Source organism: Demequina sp. NBRC 110056, from assembly GCF_002090155.1.
Lineage (GTDB): Bacteria > Actinomycetota > Actinomycetes > Actinomycetales > Demequinaceae > Demequina.
Genome location: NZ_BBRM01000006.1, coordinates 323,821 through 345,310 on the forward strand (window position 1 = coordinate 323,821; position 21,490 = coordinate 345,310).

At 71.2% G+C, this 21,490-nt stretch carries 17 protein-coding genes; 5 read left to right on the forward strand and 12 right to left on the reverse strand.

From position 1 onward, the window contains the following. The 7 genes from B7K25_RS11440 to B7K25_RS11470 all read right to left on the reverse strand — a co-directional run. Positions 1–516, reverse strand: a 516-nt coding sequence (locus B7K25_RS11440) for a helix-turn-helix domain-containing protein (RefSeq protein WP_144018993.1), incomplete at its 3' end; no start/stop codon positions are given. 319 nt (positions 517–835) lie between these two features. Continuing rightward, entirely contained in the window at positions 836–1,744 is a 909-nt protein-coding gene (locus B7K25_RS11445) for a glycine betaine ABC transporter substrate-binding protein (protein ID WP_084106172.1), read from the reverse strand. A 137-nt stretch (positions 1,745–1,881) separates the two neighbouring features. Then, positions 1,882–2,841 carry a proline/glycine betaine ABC transporter permease gene (locus B7K25_RS11450; protein ID WP_200807951.1) on the reverse strand — a complete coding sequence of 320 codons (960 nt, stop codon included), beginning with the start codon at positions 2,839–2,841 and terminating at the stop codon, positions 1,882–1,884. Beyond that, positions 2,841–4,115: a glycine betaine/L-proline ABC transporter ATP-binding protein gene (locus B7K25_RS11455; protein WP_234988212.1), complete on the reverse strand. Its 1,275-nt coding sequence runs from the start codon at positions 4,113–4,115 to the stop codon at positions 2,841–2,843. The genes B7K25_RS11450 and B7K25_RS11455 overlap by 1 nt, the downstream gene beginning before the upstream one ends. 365 nt (positions 4,116–4,480) lie before the next feature. Next, entirely contained in the window at positions 4,481–5,359 is an 879-nt protein-coding gene (locus B7K25_RS11460; protein WP_084106175.1) for an acyl-CoA thioesterase II, read from the reverse strand. Further along, a complete protein-coding gene (locus B7K25_RS11465; RefSeq protein WP_234988214.1) occupies positions 5,359–5,805 on the reverse strand; it encodes a globin in 447 nt (148 codons plus the stop codon). The genes B7K25_RS11460 and B7K25_RS11465 overlap by 1 nt, the downstream gene beginning before the upstream one ends. Before the next feature lies 1 nt (position 5,806). Continuing rightward, on the reverse strand, positions 5,807–6,904 hold the full coding sequence (locus B7K25_RS11470) for a mechanosensitive ion channel family protein (protein ID WP_159450196.1): 1,098 nt from the start codon (positions 6,902–6,904) through the stop codon (positions 5,807–5,809). Positions 6,905–7,007: 103 nt separating this feature from the next. On the opposite strand from B7K25_RS11470, the gene malQ reads away from it, so the two are divergent. After that, entirely contained in the window at positions 7,008–9,137 is a 2,130-nt protein-coding gene (gene malQ / locus B7K25_RS11475) for a 4-alpha-glucanotransferase (RefSeq protein ID WP_234988216.1), read from the forward strand. Between the two features lie 5 nt (positions 9,138–9,142). Continuing rightward, positions 9,143–9,427 carry a hypothetical protein gene (locus B7K25_RS11480; RefSeq protein ID WP_084106178.1) on the forward strand — a complete coding sequence of 95 codons (285 nt, stop codon included), beginning with the start codon at positions 9,143–9,145 and terminating at the stop codon, positions 9,425–9,427. Positions 9,428–9,466: 39 nt separating this feature from the next. On the opposite strand, the gene pepN (B7K25_RS11485) is transcribed toward B7K25_RS11480, so the two are convergent. The 3 genes from pepN (B7K25_RS11485) to B7K25_RS11495 form a co-directional block, all read right to left on the reverse strand. Then, on the reverse strand, positions 9,467–11,992 hold the full coding sequence (gene pepN / locus B7K25_RS11485) for an aminopeptidase N (protein ID WP_084106179.1): 2,526 nt from the start codon (positions 11,990–11,992) through the stop codon (positions 9,467–9,469). A 151-nt stretch (positions 11,993–12,143) separates the two neighbouring features. After that, entirely contained in the window at positions 12,144–14,741 is a 2,598-nt protein-coding gene (pepN, locus tag B7K25_RS11490) for an aminopeptidase N (RefSeq protein ID WP_084106180.1), read from the reverse strand. A 12-nt stretch (positions 14,742–14,753) separates the two neighbouring features. After that, a complete protein-coding gene (locus B7K25_RS11495) occupies positions 14,754–15,272 on the reverse strand; it encodes a MarR family transcriptional regulator (RefSeq protein WP_084106181.1) in 519 nt (172 codons plus the stop codon). A gap of 200 nt (positions 15,273–15,472) precedes the next feature. Between B7K25_RS11495 and B7K25_RS11500 the strand changes: the two genes are divergently transcribed. Continuing rightward, positions 15,473–16,720, forward strand: a complete 1,248-nt coding sequence (locus B7K25_RS11500; protein ID WP_084106228.1) for an MFS transporter — start codon at positions 15,473–15,475, stop codon at positions 16,718–16,720. Positions 16,721–16,767: 47 nt separating this feature from the next. Further along, positions 16,768–18,120, forward strand: a complete 1,353-nt coding sequence (locus tag B7K25_RS11505) for an MFS transporter (protein ID WP_200807952.1) — start codon at positions 16,768–16,770, stop codon at positions 18,118–18,120. Between the two features lie 7 nt (positions 18,121–18,127). Here B7K25_RS11505 and B7K25_RS11510 read toward each other — a convergent pair whose 3' ends face one another. Together B7K25_RS11510 and B7K25_RS11515 are read right to left on the reverse strand one after the other, a co-directional pair. Next, the gene (locus tag B7K25_RS11510) at positions 18,128–18,592 is read right to left on the reverse strand and encodes a tRNA (cytidine(34)-2'-O)-methyltransferase (protein ID WP_084106182.1); all 465 of its coding nucleotides are present in this window, start codon (positions 18,590–18,592) and stop codon (positions 18,128–18,130) included. Between the two features lie 41 nt (positions 18,593–18,633). After that, positions 18,634–19,485, reverse strand: coding sequence for a CDP-alcohol phosphatidyltransferase family protein (locus tag B7K25_RS11515; RefSeq protein ID WP_144018985.1), 852 nt, complete (start codon positions 19,483–19,485; stop codon positions 18,634–18,636). A 128-nt stretch (positions 19,486–19,613) separates the two neighbouring features. Here B7K25_RS11515 and B7K25_RS11520 point away from each other — a divergent pair, with 128 nt between their 5' ends. Then, a complete protein-coding gene (locus B7K25_RS11520) occupies positions 19,614–21,476 on the forward strand; it encodes an ABC transporter ATP-binding protein (RefSeq protein ID WP_084106184.1) in 1,863 nt (620 codons plus the stop codon). The last annotated feature ends 14 nt before the right edge of the window (positions 21,477–21,490 follow it).

The window sequence follows — 21,490 nt, forward strand, 5'->3', positions numbered from 1 at the left end:
GCGTCTGCCACTGTTATGCCGGCCGGTCTTCTTGCCGACCTTGCGCCAGCCTCCACCGTCGGGGATCCGACCGAGCTTCTTGATGTCGACATGCACGAGTTCGCCCGGAGTGTCCTTGACGTAGTGGACGGGCTTGGGCTTGCGCACCGCCAGCCCGGTGGCCTGGTCCAGGTGATGCAGCAGCGGCATCCGATAGCGGGCCAGCACCCGCCCCACGGTCGAGCGGGGGATCCCCAGGTGATAGCTGATGCGGTGAGGACCCCAACGGCGGTTGAACCGCAGTGCAATGATGCGTCGCTCGCGCCTGGACGACAACCGGCCCGGACAATGGCCCGGCCGCGACGACCGGTCAACCAGTGCCAGCCCGGCACGATACCTGCCAGCCCACCGCGACGCGGTGGCCGGTGACACCTGGAACCGTTCAGCCGCTCGCCGCACCGTCCAATGGTCATCAACGATCAGTGAAGCAAGCCTGCGACGCCCCTCGGGCGTCAAGGGAGCGTTAGCGTGGGTCACGAAGGCCTCCGTGGAACGAAGTGAGTGTGGTAACCCACATCGTCCCGGAGGTCTTCGCTTACTTCACGCGTTCACAACCTCCCAGGGAAGAACAACTAGGGCGCTGAGGTGGAGCCTGGGTCCCGCGCTACTGGGGATCGACGCTGAGCCACCATCGCCGTACGCGTGTCTCGCCATACCGACGGTAAGCCACCACTAGGGCGCCAAGGTTGAGTCGGGGGGCGCTCGGGCGGCCGCGGCGCGCGCGTGGAGCCCGCGCCTGAACGCACGAACGCCGGCCGCCCCGAAGGACGACCGGCGCTCGCGGCAGAGGACGGACTTACGCGGTGAGCGAGTCCACCCACTCCTGGTTGGCGGCGACCCACTCGGCCACGATCGACTCGTAGTCGCCCGAGTCCGCGCCCTGGAGCTGGTTCTCGAGGTCGTAGAGGACCTCGGCGTCCATCGCGAAGTTGCCGAACCACTCGGCGACCTCGGGGAACTCCTCGGTCAGGCCGGTGCGGCCGTAGGTGACGATCTCCTCGGCCTCGCCCAGGATGCCCTCCGGGTCCTCGAGGTTCTTGAGGTCGTACGCGCCGTAGGCCCAGTGGGGCTCCCACAGGGTGACGATGATGTTCTCACCGTTCGAGGTGGCGGTGTCGAGCTCCGCGAGCATCGCCGGGGTCGACGAGGTCAGGAACTCGTAGTCACCCAGGCCGTAGGCCTCGATGGCGTTCTCGGTGGCGGCGGTGAGGCCCGCGCCGGGCTCGATGCCCACGATGCGGCCGTTCATGTCGTCCACGAAGTCGGGCAGGTCCGCGAGCGAGTCGACGGGCGCATCGGCATTCACGGCGATGGTGAGCGCGGCCGAGTCGAACCAGGAGCCAAGCTCCTCCATGTCCTCGCCGTAGGTCTCGATGTACTCGGCGTGGGTCAGCGGCAGCCAGACGTCGGTGACGACGTCGTAGTCACCGTCGGCGACGCCCTGGAACACGATCGCGGGGTCCGCGTACTCGAGGGTGACGTCGTAGCCCTGCGACTCGAGGACGTTCTCCCACAGGAGCGACGTCGCGAGCGACTCGTCCCAGCCGTTGAAGACCGCGAGGGTCAGCTCGCCGCCGGCCTCGGTGGTCTCCTCGCCGCCGTCGGTCGCGGCGTCGGTGGTCTCCTCGTCGGCGGACGAGCAGCCGGCGAGCACGAGGCCCGCCGCAGCGGTCACCGCGAACGCGGTGGCAGTGCGCTTGAACATGTTTCTTCCTTTCTCGGCATGGGGATCTCCTCACGCCGTGGAAGCACCGCGCCGTCCGGAACGGGCGGGGTGCCCGCAACCCTCAGCGGGTTGCGAAGTCTTGCGTTGGGGTGGACAGGGCCGACGCGCGCGTCGGCTCAGAAGGTGGCGCGACGCGTGCTGGCCTTCTCGGCCTCGATCGCGTCCTCCTGGTGCGTTCCGAGGGTGTCGAACCGCGCCTGCTCGTCGGCCTCCCGAGCTGACTTCCGGCGCTGAGCGATGCGGGCGTACAGCCCCATGCCCTTGCCGAACGAGGCGGTGAAGCGGTCGAGCAGCACGGCGAGCACCACGACGGACAGTCCGGCCTCCCAGCCGAGCTTCGCGTTGAGCGCGGAGATCGCCTGGATGACGTCGCCTCCCAGGCCACCGGCGCCGACGAAGCCGGCGATGACGACCATCGACAGCGACAGCATGATGATCTGGTTGATGCCAGCCATGATCGACGGCATCGCGAGCGGGATCTGGATCTGGCGCAGGATGCGGCGCGGGGTGGCGCCGAAGGCCTCGCCGGCCTCGACCACCTCCTTGTCGACGCCGCGGATGCCCAGCTCGGTGAGCCTCACGCCGGGCGCCATCGAGAAGATCAGCGTCGCGACCACGCCGGGCGCGATGCCCACGCGGAACAGCGCCACGGCCGGGATGAGGTAGACGAACGCCGGCAGCGTCTGCAGGAAGTCCATGACGGGCTTCACGATCGCCGACACCGTGTCGTTGCGCGCTGCCCAGATGCCCAGCGGCACCGCGAGCAGCACCGCCAGGAAGGCGGCGACGATGACGAGGGCGAGGGAGTCGATGGCGTTGTCCCACTGGTCGACGCCGATGATGAACGCGAGTCCCACGACCGCGCCGACGGCGAACTTCCAGCCGCGGGCGAAGAGGGCGGCCACGGCGATCAGCGCGATGACGGCCCACGCCGGGGGAGTGGCGAACACCCAGTCGACGGCGTCGACGAGCGCGATGAAGATGTCACGCAGCGCGGTGAAGAACCACTGGAAGGTGTCGCCCAGCCAGTCGAAGAAGTCGGCGATCCACTCGCCGACGGGGATGCGGAACTCCATCACACGCCTCCCTTCGTCGCGGCCGATCCGAGGACCTTGTCGACGACCTCGCCGGGCAGGGGCTCGACGACCGGCGTCGCGGAGGTGGCCGCGTCGGGCTCGCCGCCGAGGGCGGCCAGCAGCGTCACCCGCGGCACGACGCCCACGAGGCGGTCACGCTCGTCGGTCACGGCCAGCGCGAGCGCCGCCTCGAGCGACGGGATGAACAGGTCGGCGAGGGCGGTGTCCTTCGACACGGCCCCGTGGTCGGTCTGGATCGCGGGGGCGAGCTCCTTGCCGCCCTTGCGGACGAGCTCGAGCACGTCACGGTCGCGCACCCAGCCCTTGATGGTGCGGTCGCGCTGCGTCACGTAGAGAGCGGACAGCTCGTTGTCGCGCATCGCGGACAGCGCAGCGTGGGGCCCGGCGTTCTCGTGGATCACGGCGCGCGGGGCACGCATGACGGACTCCGCGGTCAGCACCTTCGAGCGGTCGACGTCCTGGACGAACTGCTCGACGTAGTCGTTCGCGGGGTTGGTGAGGATGTCCTCGGGCGAGCCGATCTGGACGATCCGGCCGTCGCGCATGACCGCGATGCGGTCGCCGATGTACATCGCCTCGTTGAGGTCGTGGGTGATGAACACGATGGTCTTGCCGAGCTCGGTCTGCAGCTCGAGGAGCTGATCCTGCATCTCGCGGCGGATCAGCGGGTCGAGGGCGGAGAACGCCTCGTCCATCAGCAGCACCTCGGTGTCGGCCGCGAGGGCGCGAGCGAGGCCGACGCGCTGCTGCATGCCGCCGGACAGCTCGGAGGGGTGCTTCTCCTCCCAGCCCTTGAGCCCCACGATCTCCGTGACCTTGAGGGCTCGCGCGATGCGCTCGTCCTTGGCCACGCCCTGGATCTCGAGGCCGTAGGCGACGTTGTCGATCACGGTGCGGTGGGGCAGCAGCGCGAAGTGCTGGAACACCATCGACACGCGCTTGCGGCGGATGTCGCGCAGTTGGGCCGGGCTCGCGTCGGAGATCGACTGGTCGCCGATCGACACCGAGCCGGCGGTCTGGGGGTGCAGGCCGTTGAGCATGCGGATGAGCGTGGACTTGCCCGAGCCGGACAGGCCCATGACGACGAAGATCTCGCCGCGGTTGACCTCGAACGAGGCGTCGATCACCGCAGCGGTCGCGCCGTCCAGGTCGTCGCGCGAGGCTCCCTCGCGCAGGCGCTTCACGGCGCCGGCGGCGTTCTTGCCGAACACCTTGTACAAGCCGTCAGCTCGCAGGGCGATGCTGTCGTTCACACGATTCCTCAGCGCCCCGTGCGTCACCGGGGCTTTCTTCGCGGCCTCGAGGAGGGCGAGGGAGCTCGCAGCCGTCGGACGGCAGTCACGGGCCCGCGTGACAGCAGCCTCGGGGCCGCCGCCAGCGCTCGCCATCCGGCGCACACCGGGAAGGGTGCAGCCGAGGCCTGGGCTGGTCATTGGCGCTTCGGTCGTGACTGACGCGAACCCCGAAACGGCCCTGCGACGCTATCAACGGCCGTCGCCGAGATTCAAGCCAACACCGCGAGAAGGTGGCATGAACGCGCAACTCAGCGCGCGCATCGTCCCTGCTAGATGGGTCATCTAGCGAATTGGGTCACGTTTAGGTAAAGGCGGCGCCTCGACTACTGCGGGAGCCGGAACATGCCTTCCTGCGACGCCGAGGCGACCAGGCGACCGTCCTCCGAGAAGATCCACGCGCCGCCGAGCCCGCGCCCGCCCTGCGCCGTGGGAGCGTCCTGGACGTACAGCAGCCACTCGTCGGCGCGCGCCGGCCGGTGCCACCACATGGCGTGGTCGAGGCTCGCGAAGTTCAGGCCCTTGGTGCGCCACGACGCGCCGTGACGTCGCAGCAGGGGCTCGAGCATGACCTGGTCGCACGCGTATGCGAGCAGCGCCCGGTGCACGAGGTCCGAGACCTCGACCGGGCGGCGCGTGCGCACCCAGGTGGTCTGGTACTGCTTGGGCCGCGGGTCCGGCTGGAACAGCACGGATCCCTCGACCGGGCGAAGGTCGAATGCCGTGCGCTTGAGCCAGTAGTCGGCGCGGGGGTCGCCCTCGAGGGGCGCGAGGATGTCGATGGGCGACTGCACCTCGTCCGGTCCCGGCACCTCGGGCATGGTGACGGCGTGCTCCGGGCCGTCCTGGTCGAGCTGGAACGACGCGATCATCGACAGGATCGGCTTCTCGTCCTGGAACGCGTGCGTTCGCCGCGCGGAGAACGACTTGCCGTCGCGCAGCACCTCGACCTCGAAACGGATGGGCCGCGACGCGTCCCCCGGGCGCAGGAAGTAGCCATGCATCGAGTGCATGTGGCGGTCCTCGTCGACGGTGAGGCCAGCGGACAGCAGCGCCTGCGCGAGCACCTGGCCGCCGTAGACGCGGCCACGCGGCATGGGCAGGGAGTCGCCCTCGAACTCGTTGTCCCCCAGGCGCCGCAGGTCCAGCACCGCCATGCCCGATGCGACGGCCTGGTCTGCCCAGACGTCCTCGACGTGCTCCATCAGCTCTCCTCGGTTCCCGGTGTGGGCTCGAACGTGTTGACCATCGAGTACGCGGCGCGCTCGAGGTAGTCCATCAGGGTGACGGCGTGCAGGGGCGCGAGGTCGGCCGCGGCGACGGCGTCCCGCATGTGCTCGATCCACCGGTCGCGGGCGTCGGGGTTGACGTGGAACGCCACGTGCCGCATCCGCAGGCGCGGGTGGCCCCGCTGGTCCGAGTACGTCGTAGGGCCGCCCCAGTACTGCTCGAGGAACAGCGTGAGGCGCTCGATCGCACCCTCCAGGTCGTGCTCGGGATACATGGGGCGCAGCACCGGGTCCTCCGCGACACCGGCGTAGAAGCGCCGCACGATCCGGTCGAAGGTCGGGTGCCCGCCGACGGCCTCGAAGAAGCTCTGGCCCTGCTCGTGGGGCGCCTCGGAGCCGATGCTCATGCCAGGCGTCGTCATGTCAGTCCCCGTCCGCGTCGTTGGGCGGCGGCAGGGGGCGGCCGATCTCGTCCGTCGGCGGGTGGTCGTCCGTGGGCCGCGCCGAGTCATGCAGCTGCACGTGCACCTCGGGCGTCTTCGTGTCGAACACCATCGCCTCGCCCGGCACCGCGAGCGAGATCTGCCGCTCCGCGAAGATGCGGCGCATCTCGCGGCGGACCTCGCGCTGCACGTCCCACTGGGCCGAGGGGTTCACCTGGCACAGCAGGCGCAGCATGATCGCGTTGTACTCGAGCGACTCGATGCCCGCGACCTCCGGCTCGCCGAGCAGCGCCGCGGCGATGTCGTCGCTGTCCTCCTTGGCCGCTTCGACGGCGTCGATCATGGCCTGGCGCGCGGCCTCGACGTCGGTGTCGTACGCGAAGCGCACCTCGACCATGACGCGGCTCCACATGCGCGTCATGTTGCCCACGCGGATGATCTGCCCGTTGGGCACGTACCAGACGGTGCCGTCCAGCGACCGCAGCCGCGTGCAGCGCAGGCCCACCTCCTCGACGGAGCCGGTGGCCTCGCCCAGGTCGACGACGTCGCCCACGCCGTACTGGTCCTCCATGAGCATGAAGATGCCCGACAGGATGTCCTTCACGAGCGACTGGGCGCCGAAGCCGAGCGCGACACCGAGGACTCCGGCGGACGCGAGCATCGGCCCGATGGGCACGCCCAGGGTGGCGAGCAGGGTCACCACCACGATCGCGATGAGGAACACCGCGAGGAAGGACTTGAGGACCTTGCGCAGCGTTCCGGCGCGCTGCCGGCGGCGCTCGTCCTCGAGTCGCTGGTCGATGGTGTCGACGTCCGGCAGCTTGATCTTCGCCTTGGCGAGCGCGCGTCGGGTGCGGACGTCCTTGATGGGCACGCCGCGTTCGATGCCGGCCGTCACGGCGTTGATCACGGCTCGGCCGATGAACCACAGGATGATCACGACGATCACGACGACGAGGAAGCCGATCGCGTTGGACGACACGTTGTCGAACCACTCGACGACCGCGTCAGGGTCGAGTTCCGGCGGACCGGGCGAGGTGGTGGGCTCTGGCTCGGTGGTCGATGTCAGGAGAAGCACGTCTCCCAGGGTAACCATGGGGCGGGCCGTGCTCGGTGCACGCACCGGGACGACCGGGACCTCGTGCCTTCTGCGCGGGCGTGCGACCTGGCAGGATGGACGTGTGAACGATGCAGCCGCCGCCCCCTCCGAGGCCCTGTCGAGCCTGGCGCGCGCGTGCGGGCTGTCGGTCGACTACACCGCCTTCAACGGGCAGCGCGTCACGAGCTCCGTCGGCACCATCCGCGCCGCGCTCGCCTCGCTCGGCGTCGACGCCCGCGACGACGACGCCTGCCGGCGCTCGCTCGAGGACATCGAGGACCTGCCGTGGCGACGTCTGGTGCCGCCGGTCACGGTCCTCATCCAGGGCCAGGGCACCCAGGTCCCCGTCCACGTCGCGGACGGCGCTCCTGCGGCCGCGTCGCTGACGCTCGAGCACGGCGAGGCGCTCGATCTCGACCAGCTCGACCTGTACGTGCCGCCGCGGACGATCGACGGCCACGACGTCGGCCGCGCGACCTTCCAGATCCCTGCCGACCTGCCGCTCGGGTGGCACCGCCTCGAGGCCGCGACCACGGGGCGTCGGGGCCGTGGCTGGGTCGTCGTGACCCCCGCCCGCATCGACGTTGCCGAGGAGGTCCGGCGCGAGCGCCCGTGGGGCCTCGCGGCGCAGCTGTACTCGGTGCGCTCCGAGCGGTCGTGGGGCATCGGCGACTTCGGCGACCTCGCGGACCTGTGCTCGCTCGCCGCGATCCGCGAGGGCGCGGACTTCATGCTCATCAACCCGCTGCACGCCGCCGAGGCGATCCCGCCGCTCGAGCCGTCGCCGTACCTGCCGACGTCGCGGCGCTTCCTCAACCCGCTGTACATCCGCATCGAGGACATCCCCGAGGTCGCGTACGTGCCCTCGCAGCATCGCGCGGTGATCGAGTGGGAGTCCGAGCGGCCCCGCCGCGCGAACCTCGAGGCGGAGCTGCTCGACCGCGACGCCTCGTGGCGTGCCAAGTCCGCGGCGCTCGAGAAGATCTTCGAGGTGCCGCGCTCCGCCGCGCGACAGGCGCTGTTCGAGGCGTTCTGCCTGCGCGAGGGCGACGCGCTCGAGGAGTTCGCGACGTGGTGCGCGATCTCCGAGGCGCACAAGGGCCTGCCGTGGCCGGAGGAGTTCGCGAGCCCGCGCTCGCACGCCGTCGACGCTTGGCGCGACGAGCACGGCGACCGGGTGCTGTTCTACGCGTGGCTCCAGTGGATCGCCGACGAGCAGCTGGGCCGCGCGCAGGCCGCCGCGCGCTCGGCTGGGATGAGCATCGGCGTCATGACCGACCTCGCGGTGGGCGTCCACCCGTTCGGCGCGGACGCGTGGGCTCTGGGCCGGGTGCTGGCGTCGGGCATGCAGGTGGGCGCGCCGCCGGACATGTACAACCAGCACGGCCAGAACTGGTCGCAGCCGCCGTGGCAGCCGCGCGCCCTCGAGGCCGCGGCGTACCTGCCGTTCCGCGACGTGGTGCGGGCGGCCGTGCGCCACTCGGGTGCGCTGCGCGTCGACCACATCCTCGGGCTGTTCCGCCAATGGTGGATCCCGGCCGGCCACCAGGCCGACGACGGCGTCTACGTGAACTTCGACCACGAGGCGCTCATCGGCATCCTCGCGCTCGAGGCGCAGCGCGCGGGCACGATCGTCATCGGCGAGGACCTCGGCACGCTCGAGCCGTGGGTGTCCGACTACCTCAACCAGCGCGGGCTGCTCGGCGTGGTCGTCGCGCTGTTCGAGAAGGACCACGAGGGTCGCCCGCAGGCGCCGGAGAACTACCGCGCCGACGCGCTCGTGTCGGTGACGGTCCACGACCTCCCGCCGACCGCGGCGTTCCTCGCCGGCGAGCACGTCGCCCAGCGCGAGCAGATGGGCCTGCTCGTCGGCGACCCGCAGGACGCGCACGACGCGGCCCGCGCAGACCGCGACGCGATGGCTGCCTACCTCCTCGAGCGCGGCTGGATGATCGAGGACTGGGAGGAGGACGACCTCGTCGCGGGCGTCCACCGCCTCGCCATGCACTCGCCGGCGCTGCTGACGGCGGTGTCGCTCACCGACGCGGTCGGCGACCGCCGGTCGCAGAACCACCCCGGCACGCACAACGAGTACCCGAACTGGCGCGTGCCGCTCACCGACAAGTCCGGCGCTGTCATCCTCCTCGACGACATCTTCGACTCGCCACGCCTGCACCGCCTCCTCGAGGCCGTGCGCTCCGCCCGCGGCTGAGCCTCATGGTCGTCGCGCTCGGCCTGCTCGTCCTCGCCTTCGTCGTCGGGCTCATGCCGTTCGTGCCCGAGGGCGCGAAGCAGGTGACGTGGCTCGTGGCGATCGCGCTCGCCGCGGCCTGGGCGGTCATCGACTGGCGCAGGCGCGAGCGCGCCAAGGCCGAGCGCGCAAGCCTGCACCGCGAGCGGATGGCCGCCCGGGGCATGGACGTGCCGCCGAGCGAGCGCAGGGCTGGCGAGGCGACCCCCGACGACCGGTCCGGCCGGGACGGGCCGGGCTCGGCAGCCTGAGCCCCACGCGGGCGGCGAGGCCAGCCCGCGCATCGGCCCTCAGCCGGCGAGCTGCGCGCGCTCGGCCCTCCTGACCTCGTCGAGGCCGTCGGTGACGATCTTGACGAGCACCGGGGGCGCGTCGGCGTTGGCGGCGAGCCACGCCTCGAGCCGTGCCGCAAGGTCCGGCACGCGGCCGGCGAGCACCGTCGGGAACGCGTAGCCCGCGGTGCGCATCGCCATGAACGCGTCCATCGACTCGAACATGGGGCGCAGCCCCGCCAGGATCTCTCCGGCCAGCGGGGCGAGGACCTCGGGGTCCGCGGCGCGCACGAGGCCCGCCGCGGCCTCGTAGGCGACGGAGTTGGGCGGCAGCGGGCCGTCCGCGCCCGTGATGAACGCCCAGGCGCGGCGCTTCGCGTCGGTGCTCGCGATCGAGGCGCGCGCGCCCGCGGCGCGGCGCTCGCCCGCGGCGCCGGAGTCCGCCGCGAGGCGCGCGTCGATGGCTGCCTCGTCGACCCTGCCGCACACCGCGAGGCCGGTCACCAGGTCCCAGGTCAGCTCGCTGTCCACGGGCAGCCCGTCGAGCGCCTGCGAGCCGCCGAGCAGCGCCGCGAGGCGGTCGGCATGCGCGTCCGTGCAGGCCAGGGCCGCGTACCCGCGCAGCAGGGCGAGCTGCAGGTCCGAGCCGGGCGCCGCGCCGTCAAGAAGAGCGCCGACGCGGTCGCCGACGCTCGCGCCCAGGGCCAGCGTCTGCGACGGCGGGGCGTAGAGCCGCACCGCGGTGGTGAGGTTCGCGAGATGGGTGGCGATGACCTGCGACACGGTGAGGCTGGGCAGCGCCGCGATCACGGCGTCCGCATAGTCGGCGGCGGGCAGCGCGCCGTCGCGGCACATGTGCCACAGGGCGTCGAGCACGAGGTGCTGGGCCATCGGGCTGTCCAGCGCCGCGACCGACTCCCGCGCGGTCGCGACCGACCGCTCATCGAGGTGGACCTTGGCGTAGGTGAGGTCCTCGTCGTTGACGAGCACGAGCGCCGGCGCCTCGAGGCCGACCGCGTCGGGCACCTCGGTCCGCGCCGCGTCGACGTCGACGTCCGCGAACCACACCCGCTCGAGACTCTCGCCCACCCAGGCGTAGGCGCCCACGCGGAGCCGGTGTGGGTGGGCGACCGCACCCTCCGGGACGGTCTCGGTCACGGCCAGGGAGCTCACGCGGCCGTCGCCGTCGAGCGTGACGTCGGCGGCGAGGGTCGTCACCCCGGACGTCTCCAGCCAGGCGCGCGACCAGCCGCTCAGGTCGCGATCCGCAGCGGCCTCGAGCTCCGCCAGCAGGTCCGCGAGGGTCGCGTTGCCGTGGTGGTGGGCGCGCACGTAGGCCGCGACGCCCGCGAAGAAGACGTCGGCGCCGAGCGTCGCCGCGAGCTGGCGCAGGGCGGACGCGCCCTTGGCGTAGGTGATCATGTCGAACGTGCCGGCGACGGAGTCGACCGTGGGCACGTCGGACACGACGGGGTGCGTCGTCGGCAGCTGGTCCTCGCGGTACGCCGTCGACTTGCGCGAGCCGAACGTGACCCACGCGTCCTCCCACTCGGTGATCTCCTCGGCGGCGTGGGTCGCCACGAACTCGGCGAAGGACTCGTTGAGCCACAGGTCGTCCCACCAGCGCATCGTCACGAGGTCGCCGAACCACATGTGCGCGAGCTCGTGCAGCACCACCACGTCACGGAACTGCCGCTGCGCCTCCGACGGGCGCGTGCGGTACAGCAGGCGATCCTCCGAGATCGTCACGCAGCCGGCGTTCTCCATGGCACCGAAGTTGTACTGCGGCACGTAGACCTGGTCGTACGAGTCGTACGGGTACTCGGTGGCGAAGACCCTCTCGTACAGGTCGATGCCCGCCTGGGTCACCTCGAACAGGCGCTCGGCCGCGAGGTGGTCGCGCACCTGCGGACGTCCGTACACGCGGGCGGGGATGTCGCCCTTGGCGGACACCAGCGTGGTCTCCTCGTACACGTACGGTCCCGCGACGACCGCCGCGGCGTAGGTCGGCAGCAGCACCGTGGGCGCGAACTCCCAGGTGCGCACCCCGCGGATGCTGGCGGGCTCGGGGGCGCGGGTGTTCGACAGCACCTCCCACTCCTCGGGGGCGAGGACGGTGAAGCGGAACGTGCCCTTGATGTCGGGCTGGTCGAAGCACGCGAACGCCGCACGCGCGTCGTCCGCCGCGAACTGGCTATAGAGGAACGTGTCGCCCGCCTCGGCGTCGACGTAGCGGTGGATGCCCGAGCCGGTGGTGCGGTAGTCGCAGTCGGCCTCGAGCACGAGCAGGTTCGCGGGCTGCAGGTCGGTCAGGGGCAGGCGCCCGTCGGCGTGCGTCGCGAGATCGAGCTCGCGACCGTTGAGCGTCGCCGAGCGCAGCGCCCCCACGAGGTCGATCCAGGTCTCGGCGCCGTGCGGAGCGTCGAACTCGACCTCGACGCTCGAGCGGAACGTGTCGCCGTCACCGGTGAAGTCCAGGCTGATGCGGTACTCCGCGGTCGGGATCACGAGCGCACGGGCCTGGGCTTCCTCACGAGTCAGCATGCCGCCAGTCTCGCACGCGCGCGGTGGCCGTGCGGCGGTCGTGCGATGGCCGTGCGGAGCGCCGATGCGCGGTCGGCGGAGGCGACGACGCCCGGGCCCCGTGCGGGGCCCGGGCGTCGGGAGGCGGGGCGCGACAGGCGTCCCGCCGGCATCACTGCTGCGCGTCGCGCTCCTGGTTCACGAGGGCGCGGCGGACGCCGTCGCGCCCCTCGATGATGAGGCGCTTGAGCGCATCGTGCGCGTCGGCGTTGGCCGCGAGCCACGCGTCGGCCTTGTCCTGCAAGTCCGGCACGCGGCCCGCGAGCTGCGTCGGGTACAGGCCCTCGATGAGGGTCGTGGCCATCTCGTTGGTCTTGTCCGCGTAGATGCGGCGCACGGACGCGAAGTACTCGTCCACGTACGGCTCGAGCAGCGTCGTGTCGTTGACGTGGGCGAAGCCCGAGGTGGCCTCGAACTGCAGCGCGTTGGGCAGGTCCTTCTCGGCGTTGACGAGCAGGTCCCACGCGGCGCGCTTGCCCTTCTCCGTCGGCACGGCAGCACGGGCGTGCGCGGCGCGGCGCTGGCCCGAGGCCGTGGCGTCCTTGCCGAGCTGGATCTCGATGCCGATCTCGTCGATCCGGCCGCCGACCACGAGGCCGATCAGCAGGTCCCACGCGAGGTCGGCGTCGACGTCCAGGCCCTCGAGGTGCAGCTTGTCGTCCAGCAGCCCCTGGAGGTTGTCGAGCTGGATGTCCGTGCACGCCATCGACGCGAACGCCTTGACGAGCTGGAGCTGGGTGTCGGAGCCGGGCTCGGCCTCGATCGCCAGCTTCCACAGCGTCTCCGACGTCTCGGCGCACGCGGCCTCCGCGGCGTCCGGGTGGACGTACAGCGACAGCGTGGTCGCGAGCTGGCGCAGCAGCACCAGCACCGTGGTGGACTCGGACTCGCGGCCGAGGGTGCCCAGCACCAGCTCGATGAACTGGCGTGCGGGCATCTCGCCGTCGCGCGTCATGTCCCATGCGGCGGTGAGCACCATCGAGCGGGCCAGCGGGTCGGAGAACCCGCCCACGTGCTCGACGGCGGTCGCGAGGGACTGGTCGTCGAGGCGCACCTTCGCGTAGGCGAGATCGGAGTCGTTGACGAGGATCAGCGCAGGGCGGTGCTTGCCGAGAAGCTCGGGGATCTCGGTGCGCGCGCCGGAGATGTCCGTCTCGACGTACATCGACCGCTCAAGGCTCGCGTTGCCCACCGAGTCGACCACCACGTCGTAGCCACCGATGCCGAGGCGGTGCGGACGCTGCGTCGGCCACTCGTCGGGGACCTCCTGCAGCACCGCGAACGACACGATGTCGCCGTTGGAGTCGACCTCGATCTCGGGCCGAAGCGTGGTGATGCCGGCCTTCTCGAGCCACACCTCGGACCATGCGGCGAGGTCGCGGCCGGAGGTGGCCTCGAGCTCGACGAGAAGGTCCTTGAGCGTCGTGTTGGAGTGGTGGTGCTTGCGGAAGTACTCGGCGACGCCAGCGAAGAACTCGTCCTGGCCCACCCACGCGGCGAGCTGCTTCAGCACGGACGCGCCCTTGGCGTAGGTGATGCCGTCGAAGTTGACCTCGACGTCCTCGAGGTCCTTGATGTCGGCCATGATCGGGTGCGTGCTGGGCAGCTGGTCCTGACGCGCGGCCCACGTCTTCTCGAGCGAGTTGAACGTGACCCAGTTGTTCTTCCACTTGGTGGTCTCGACGGTCGCGACGGTCGACGCGTACTCCGCGAACGACTCGTTGAGCCACAGGTCGTTCCACCAGCGCATGGTGACGAGGTCGCCGAACCACATGTGCGCGAGCTCGTGCAGCACCGTGACCGTGCGGCGCTCGACCCGGGCCTGCGGCGGCTTGGAGCGGAACACGTAGTCCTCGAGGAAGGTGACGCAGCCGGCGTTCTCCATGGCGCCGGCGTTGAACTCCGGCACGAAGATCTGGTCGTACTTCTCGAAGGGGTAGTCGGTCTCGAACTTCTCCTCGTAGAAGGTGAAGCCCTTCTGGGTGTCGTCGAGGATGACGTCGGCGTCGAGGTACGGCGCGAGCGCCTTGCGGCAGTACACGTCGGCGCCCAGGGTGCCCTTGCGCGACTCGACGGTGCCCTCCACGCGGTGGTAGGGGCCCGCGACGATCGCGGTGACGTAGCACGGCAGCAGGGTGGTCTCGGTGAACTCCCAGCGGGCGACGCCGCGGACGGTGTCTGCGATGGTGACCTGCGCATCGGCCACCGCGTGCTTGGTGCCAGGGTTGTTGGACAGCACGTGCCAGTGCTCCGGGGCCGTCACGGTGAACGTGAACGCCGCCTTGAGGTCGGGCTGCTCGAACACGGCGTAGACGCGCCGGGTGTCGGCGACCTCGAACTGCGAGTAGAGGTACACCTCGCCGTCCTCGGGGTCGACGAAGCGGTGCAGGCCCTCGCCCGTGTTCATGTACGCGCAGTCCGCGACGACGGTCAGCTCGTTGCTGCCCTGGAGCGCCGGCAGCGCGATGCGGCTGTCGGCGAAGTGCTCCGCGGGATCCAGGTCGACGCCGTTGAGCGTGATCGCGTGGACGGTGGGCGCGATGAGGTCGATGAACGTCGACTCGCCCGGGGTGGCGGAGAAGCGGACGGTGGTGGTCGAGCGGAAGGTCTCCTCGGAGGTGGTGAGGTCGAGCTCGACGGCGTACGTCTCGGTGGAGACGATGGCGGCGCGGGACTGGGCCTCCGCGCGAGTGAGGTTGGTACCTGGCATGGGGCGATTCTGTCACGGCGCGCGCGGTGCCACCGTTCGTGGCCGCCGCAGCCGCCAGGGCAGGTCGGGCAGCAGTCGCGGAAGGGGTCCGGCGAGCGGGCGCAGGACGTGGTCGAGACGCCGTCCAGCGGCACTCGCGTCAGCGTCCGTGGCGTCGCGATAGCCGTCCTCGATGCGCTGCATCCGTCGTACGAGCAGCCAGAACTGATGGGCGCCGTACGCGGTGATGCGGGCGATCTTCGAGCGGGCGTCGATAGTGGAGGTGACGCGCCGCACGAGCCCCTCGCGCTCCATGCGGGTGAGCACCTGGCTCACATTCGCGGGGGTGGTGCGGGTGTGCGCGGCGAGCGTGGAGATGGCCAACCCGCGGGCCGCCCACACGAGGTACTGGGCGTAGTGCGCCTGGATCGCTGTCATGGCCAGCCCGTCCTGCGCGGCCCGGCCGCGCCTGCGGGCGTCGCGGTCGCCGTGGCGCAGCGCGTCCACGATCGGTGCGTGGCGGGCGAGATGCCCGACCTCTAGTGCTCGCATGCATCACACGTTAAGCATCTGTGGAACGGGGTCGACCTGTGCGCCCGCACGGTGAGGAAGGGCCGATGCGGTCGCCGCCCTGGGGACGGACCGGTCAGACTGGCGGCGGCCCAGCGGGCATACGATGGCGCCGATCCGCGTTGCCGCGGACACCGCTCGACGGCGAGCGCCACCACGCCACGATCCCGGAGAGCGACACCATGACCGACCTCAGCCCTGCTCGCACGCGCCTCGCGCTGCTCGCCCTCGCCCTCGGCGGCTTCGGGATCGGCACCACCGAGTTCGTCGCGATGGGGCTCCTGCCGGACATCGCGCGTGACCTCCTGCCGGACACGTGGGCGTCGAGCCAAGAGGACGCCCTCGCGCGCGCAGGCATCGTGATCTCCGCCTACGCCATCGGCGTGGTCGTGGGCGCACCCACGATCGCCGCCCTGTCCGCGCGGTTCCCCCGCAAGCAGATCCTCGCCTGGCTCACCGTCGCCTTCGCGGTCGGCAGCATCGCGTCGGCACTCGCGCCCACGTTCGAGCTCGTCGTGCTGTTCCGGTTCCTCTCCGGCCTGCCGCACGGGGCGTTCTTCGGCGTCGCGGCCCTCGTCGCGGCCACCCTCATGGGACCGGGCAAGCGGGGCCAAGCCGTCGCCTACGTCCTCGCGGGCCTCACGATCGCGAACGTCGTCGGCGTGCCGAGCATCACCTTCCTGGGCCAGCACACCTCGTGGCGCATCGCCTACCTCGCCGTCGCCGGGGTCTTCGCAGTCTGCACGGCGGCGATCATCGCGCTGGTTCCCGCACAGCCGGGAGACCCCCACGCAACCATGCGCCGCGAGCTCGGCGCGTTCACCCGACCCGCCGTGTGGTTCGCGCTGCTCACCGGGGCACTGGGCTTTGGCGGCCTCTTCGCCGTCTACACCTACGTGTCCCCGCTGGCGACGGAGATCACGGGCATGCCGGAGCGGCTCGTGCCGATCGCGCTGATCGTCCTGGGCGTCGGCACGACCGTCGGAAACGTGATCGGCGGATGGATGGCGGACCGCGGCGCGATGCGCGCCGTCTTCATCCTCTTCGGCGCGCTCGCGGCCTCCCTGCTCGCGTTGGCGCTGCTCGCCCCGACCTCGTGGGCCGGCCTGCTCGCCGGACTCTTCCTCGTGGGCCTCGCGGCAGCGGCGATCTCGCCCGCGATCCAGACGAGACTCATGGACGTCGCGGGCGACGCGCAGACGATGGCGGCCGCGGTCAACCACTCGGCCCTCAACCTCGGCAACTCCCTCGGAGCCTTCCTCGGAGGCGCCGTGATCGCCGCCGGGTGGGGCTATGTCGCGCCCACCTGGGCGGGCCTCGCCCTCGTGGTCCCGGGCGTCGCGTGCGCGCTGGCTGGCTGGGCGATCACGCGCGATGCCGCCCCGGTGAGCGCGGAGTCCGCCACCGCGCCCGCCCCGGCCGCACGCTAGTCGGCGACACGACGGCCCCGCCACCACCCCGGTCATAGGATTCTCCGGTGCCCGACTCCCCAGCCCCACGCCAGCGGCGCCTCGTCGACCTGGCGCCCCTGAAGGCGAGCCCCGCCTTCGCGCGACTGTGGCTCGGTGGCGCCGTCTCGGGCATCGGCGCGCAGATGTCCATCGTGGCGGTGGGACTGCAGATCTATGACATGACGGAGTCCAGCTTCGCCGTCGGCCTCGTCGGAGGCATCGCGCTGGTGCCGATGATCGTCGCGGGGCTGTGGGGCGGCATGCTCGCGGACGTCTTCGACCGGCGTCGACTCCTCATCCTGTCGAGCCTCGTGGCGTGGTCGAGCACGCTCGCGCTCGTCGCGCTCGCGACCTGGGACGCGGTGCTGGTGTCGGAAGGCGGACGCGCTCCCGTGTGGCCGTTCTACGTCGTGACGACCCTCAACGCGGTCGCAGCGACCATCTCGAGCGCGACCCGCACCGCGCTGGTGGGCCGCATCCTCCCGGCCGACATGATCTCTCGCGCCGCGGCGCTCAACGGCATCGCGTTCGGCACGACGCTCACCGTCGGGCCGGCCCTGGCCGGGGTGCTCGCGGCCACCATCGGCCTGGCGTGGACCTTCGCCGTCGACGCGGTCCTGTTCACGTTCGGCTTCCTCGGCGTGTGGATGCTGCCGGCGCTGCCGCGCCTCGGGGAGAAGGTGCAGGCCGGCTGGCCCGTGCTGCGTGAAGGGCTCGGGTTCCTGAGGCGCGCGCCGAACATCCGCATGAGCTTCATCGTCGACATCGTCGCCATGACGTTCGGGCGCCCCTATGTGCTGTTCCCCGCGCTGGGCGCGACCATCGTGGGTGGCGGCTCGCTGACCGTCGGGGCGCTCACCGCGGCGGGTGCGGTCGGCACGATCCTCGTCAGCCTCTTCTCCGGTCCGGTCGCCCGGGTGCATCGGCACGGCGTCGCCGTGGCGCGAGCCATCACCGCGTTCGGAGTCTTCGCCGCCCTCTTCGGCGTGGCCGTCGCGGTGATGGGAGTGATCGATCACGAGGCGGCGCCCGGCTGGGGAGGCGTCTATTGGCCGGCGCTGATCCTGTGCGGGTTGGCGATGGTGGGCATGGGCGCCTCGGACGAGGTGAGCGCGATCTTCCGCCAGACGATGCTCATCAAGGCCGTCCCGGATGGGCTGCGGGGACGTCTGCAGGGCATCTTCATCGTCGTCGTCACCGGCGGGCCGCGGGTGGGCGACATGTACGCGGGAACGCTCGCCGTCGCCACCGCCCTGTGGTGCCCGCCGCTCCTGGGCGGGATCGCGATCGTCGGCCTCATCGCCGTCCTGACGCGACTGCGCAACCCGCGCATCGGCGCGTCGTTCCGGGACTACGACGACCGCCACCCGGTCCCGTGACGCGACGTCAGGCGTCGAAGCCCGCCTGGCGCCACGCCTCGTACGTCACGATCGCCGCGGAGTTCGCCAGGTTGAGCGAGCGTCGCCCCGGTAGCATCGGGATCCGCACGCGGTCGCTCACGCGCGGGTGCGCCATGACCTCCTCCGGCAGCCCCGTGGGCTCCGGACCGAACAGCAGCACGTCGTCCGGCCGGTAGGACACGTCCGCGTAGACGGTCTCGGCGCGCGCGGTGAAGGCAAGCACCCGTGCGCCGGGCATCGCGGACAGCAGCTGCTCGAAGGACGCGTGCACCGTGACCGACGCGAGGTCGTGGTAGTCGAGGCCGGCTCGCCTCAGCTTGGGCTCGCTCAGGTCGAAGCCGAGCGGCTCGATCAGGTGCAGGTGCGCACCGGTGCACGCCACCATACGGATCGCGTTGCCCGTGTTCTCCGGGATGCGAGGCTCGTAGAACGCGACGTGGGGGGCGGGCATGCTCACAGTCTGTCAGCCCGCGCGGGCGCCGCGAGCGCGCCTCAGCGCACGGGACGCAGCTTGGGGGAGGCCAGGATCGCGACGAAGTGGCCGGCCAGCACGATGGGGGTGACGGCGCACATCGCGATCAGCAGCCACCACGTCACGGGGGCGCCGACGACCATCTGGACCAGCGCGGCGAGCAGGATGAGGTGCGTCATCTCGACCGAGTGATAGATGCGGTGCAACGGCAGCACGTTGAACGCGCGGCGCGCCAGGCCGATCACCGAGTGATCGATGCGCCGAGCCTCCGTCGAGTCCTCCATCTTGCCCAGACCCACCGACCCGCGCGACACGTGCACGGCGTCGTTCAGCGCCTTGTTCATGAGCACCATGCAGCCCAGCAGCGCGCCGAGGGCGAGCGGCAGCACGTCGCCCCGCTCGATCGCGATGGCGGCTCCCAGGGCGATCGGGATGCCGCCCTCGGTCGTGTAGTGGGCGATCTTGTCGAGGAACACGCCGCGCGGTCCCGACGTGCCGCGTACGCGCGCGACCTCGCCGTCTGAGGCGTCGACCAGCATCTGCAGCTGCGCGAACACGGCAGCGAGCAACGGCCCGGCGATCGACGGGATGAGCAGCGACAGCGCCGCGAGCCATCCGGTCGCGATGACGCCGATCGTCACGGCGTCCGCGGTGAGCCCCGCGGCAAGGAAGCGGCGGGTCAGGCGCGGCGAGATCTTGCGCCAGTACAGGTCCGCGCTCCAGTGCTCCGCGGTCGCGCGGCCGCGAATCGCCTGGGGTTGTCCCAGGGCGCGGATCTCCTCGACGGACACGTCGAGCTTGCCCAGGCGCGGAGTCGCCGACGTCTCGTCGGCGGGGTGCCCGCTGTCGTGCAGCGGAGCGTGGTTGGGCATGCCCATCAGGATATCAAGGGGCGTTCACCGAGCGTTCACAGCCGCCGCCAGCGCGCGGCGGCCGTGCTCGCCAGCATTACGCTGGCGGAATGCCGAACCCCACGCCGCCAGGCCCCTACCGGCAGGCGATGGGCCCCGGACCGACACGCCGGATCGCCGGGCGGGACGAGGCCGCGCAGCGCGCGGCGAACGCCGAGGCGCCGGAGATCCCGCACCTGTGGAGCCGGGTCGGATCGCTGTTCAGGCCCTACCGCTCACAGCTGGCCCTGACGGCGACGCTCGTCATCATCACCGCCTCGGCGGGAGTGATCCCGCCGCTGATCATCGAGCGCATCTTCGATGACGCGCTGTTCCCGCCCGACGCCGCGGGGCCCAACCTGACGCTGCTGGCAGAGCTGGTGAGCCTCGTTGTCGTCATCTTCCTCGCCACGGCGGCGCTCGGAGTGTGGCAGACGTACGTCACGTCGTCCGTCGGCAACCGCGTCACCGGCGACCTGCGCATGCAGCTGTTCGACCGGCTCCAGGCGATGGACCTCGCGTTCTTCACGCGCACCAAGACCGGCGTCATCCAGTCCCGCCTGCAGAACGACGTGGGTGGCGTGTCCGGCGTGCTCACCACGTTCGTGTCGTCGATCGTCGGCAACTCCGTGACGGTCCTCGCCTCGCTGGTGGCGATGATCCTGCTCGACTGGCGCCTGACGCTCGTCGCCGTGGTGATGATGCCGCTGCTCGTGATGGTCCAGCGCCGCGTCGGCCAGATCCGCGCGCGCCTGGCGTCGCGCACGCAGGAGTCGCTGTCCGAGATGACGGCCATCACCCAGGAGACGCTGTCGGTGAGCGGCATCCTGCTGTCGAAGGTCTACAACCGTCAGCGCCTCGAGTCGCGGCGGTACGCCGACGAGAACGCGAACCAGGTGGACCTCCAGGTGCGCCTATCGATGTCCGGGCAGTGGTTCTTCGGCCTCGTGACCGTCATCATGAGCTCGGTCCCCGCCGTCATCTACCTCGTCGCCGGCATCCTCATCGCGCGCGCCAACGACCAGGGGCTCGATCCCACGATCACCGCGGGCACGGTGGTCGCGTTCACCGCGATCCAGGGTCGCCTGCTGTTCCCCCTGATGGCGCTGATGCGCGTCGCCCTCGAGGTGCAGACGTCCCGAGCGCTGTTCGCGCGCATCTTCGAGTACCTCGACCTCGAGCCCGCGATCCGGGACAGCGCCGATGCGCGCGACGCCTCCGCGGCGCCCGGACCCATGGGCCGGGTCGAGTTCCGCGACGTGACCTTCCGCTACCCCGACGCGCCTGCGGAGGCGCGGGCGACGCTCGACGGCGTCAGCTTCGTGGCCGAGCCCGGCCAGACCATCGCCTTCGTCGGACCGTCGGGGGCAGGCAAGACGACCGTCGTCTATCTCGCCGCGCGCCTGCACGAGGCGAGCGGAGGCGCGGTCCTCTTCGCGGGCGAGGACGTGCGGCAGCTGACGCACGAGTCGGTGGTGGAGCGGGTGGGCGTCGTCACCCAGGAGACCTACCTGTTCCACGCGACGATCGCCGAGAACCTCCGGTACGCGAAGCCCGACGCGACGGACGCAGAGCTGATCGCGGCGTGCCGCGCGGCCAACATCCACGATCAGATCGAGCGCTTCGAGCATGGCTACGACACGGTCGTGGGCGAGCGCGGCTACCGCCTGTCCGGCGGGGAGAAGCAGCGCATAGCCATCGCTCGCGTGCTGCTCAAGGACCCGCCGGTGCTGCTGCTCGACGAGGCGACGAGCGCTCTCGACACCGTGAGCGAGAGAGTGGTGCAGGCGGCGCTCGACCGCGCCGCGGAGGGCCGCACCACCCTCGTCGTCGCGCATCGGCTCTCCACCGTGGCCGAGGCGGACGTCATCCATGTGGTCGACGGCGGGACGATCGTCGAGTCGGGCACCGCCGCGGAGCTCGAGGCGGCAGGCGGCCTCTACGCGACGCTCGCGGCGCAGCAGTCCCGGTGACGGGTCGTGTGCCG

Bases quoted from the DNA above. Each gene is read 5' to 3' on its own strand.
- B7K25_RS11445 (WP_084106172.1), bottom strand. From the start codon at position 1,744: ATGTTCAAGCGCACTGCCACCGCGTTCGCGGTGACCGCTGCGGCGGGC.
- B7K25_RS11450 (WP_200807951.1), bottom strand. From the start codon at position 2,841: ATGGAGTTCCGCATCCCCGTCGGCGAGTGGATCGCCGACTTCTTCGAC.
- B7K25_RS11460 (WP_084106175.1), bottom strand. From the start codon at position 5,359: ATGGAGCACGTCGAGGACGTCTGGGCAGACCAGGCCGTCGCATCGGGC.
- B7K25_RS11465 (WP_234988214.1), bottom strand. From the start codon at position 5,805: ATGACGACGCCTGGCATGAGCATCGGCTCCGAGGCGCCCCACGAGCAG.
- B7K25_RS11480 (WP_084106178.1), top strand. From the start codon at position 9,143: ATGGTCGTCGCGCTCGGCCTGCTCGTCCTCGCCTTCGTCGTCGGGCTC.
- pepN (WP_084106179.1), bottom strand. From the start codon at position 11,992: ATGCTGACTCGTGAGGAAGCCCAGGCCCGTGCGCTCGTGATCCCGACC.
- pepN (WP_084106180.1), bottom strand. From the start codon at position 14,741: ATGCCAGGTACCAACCTCACTCGCGCGGAGGCCCAGTCCCGCGCCGCC.
- B7K25_RS11495 (WP_084106181.1), bottom strand. From the start codon at position 15,272: ATGCGAGCACTAGAGGTCGGGCATCTCGCCCGCCACGCACCGATCGTG.
- B7K25_RS11500 (WP_084106228.1), top strand. From the start codon at position 15,473: ATGACCGACCTCAGCCCTGCTCGCACGCGCCTCGCGCTGCTCGCCCTC.
- B7K25_RS11510 (WP_084106182.1), bottom strand. From the start codon at position 18,592: ATGCCCGCCCCCCACGTCGCGTTCTACGAGCCTCGCATCCCGGAGAAC.
- B7K25_RS11515 (WP_144018985.1), bottom strand. From the start codon at position 19,485: ATGCCCAACCACGCTCCGCTGCACGACAGCGGGCACCCCGCCGACGAG.
- B7K25_RS11520 (WP_084106184.1), top strand. From the start codon at position 19,614: ATGGGCCCCGGACCGACACGCCGGATCGCCGGGCGGGACGAGGCCGCG.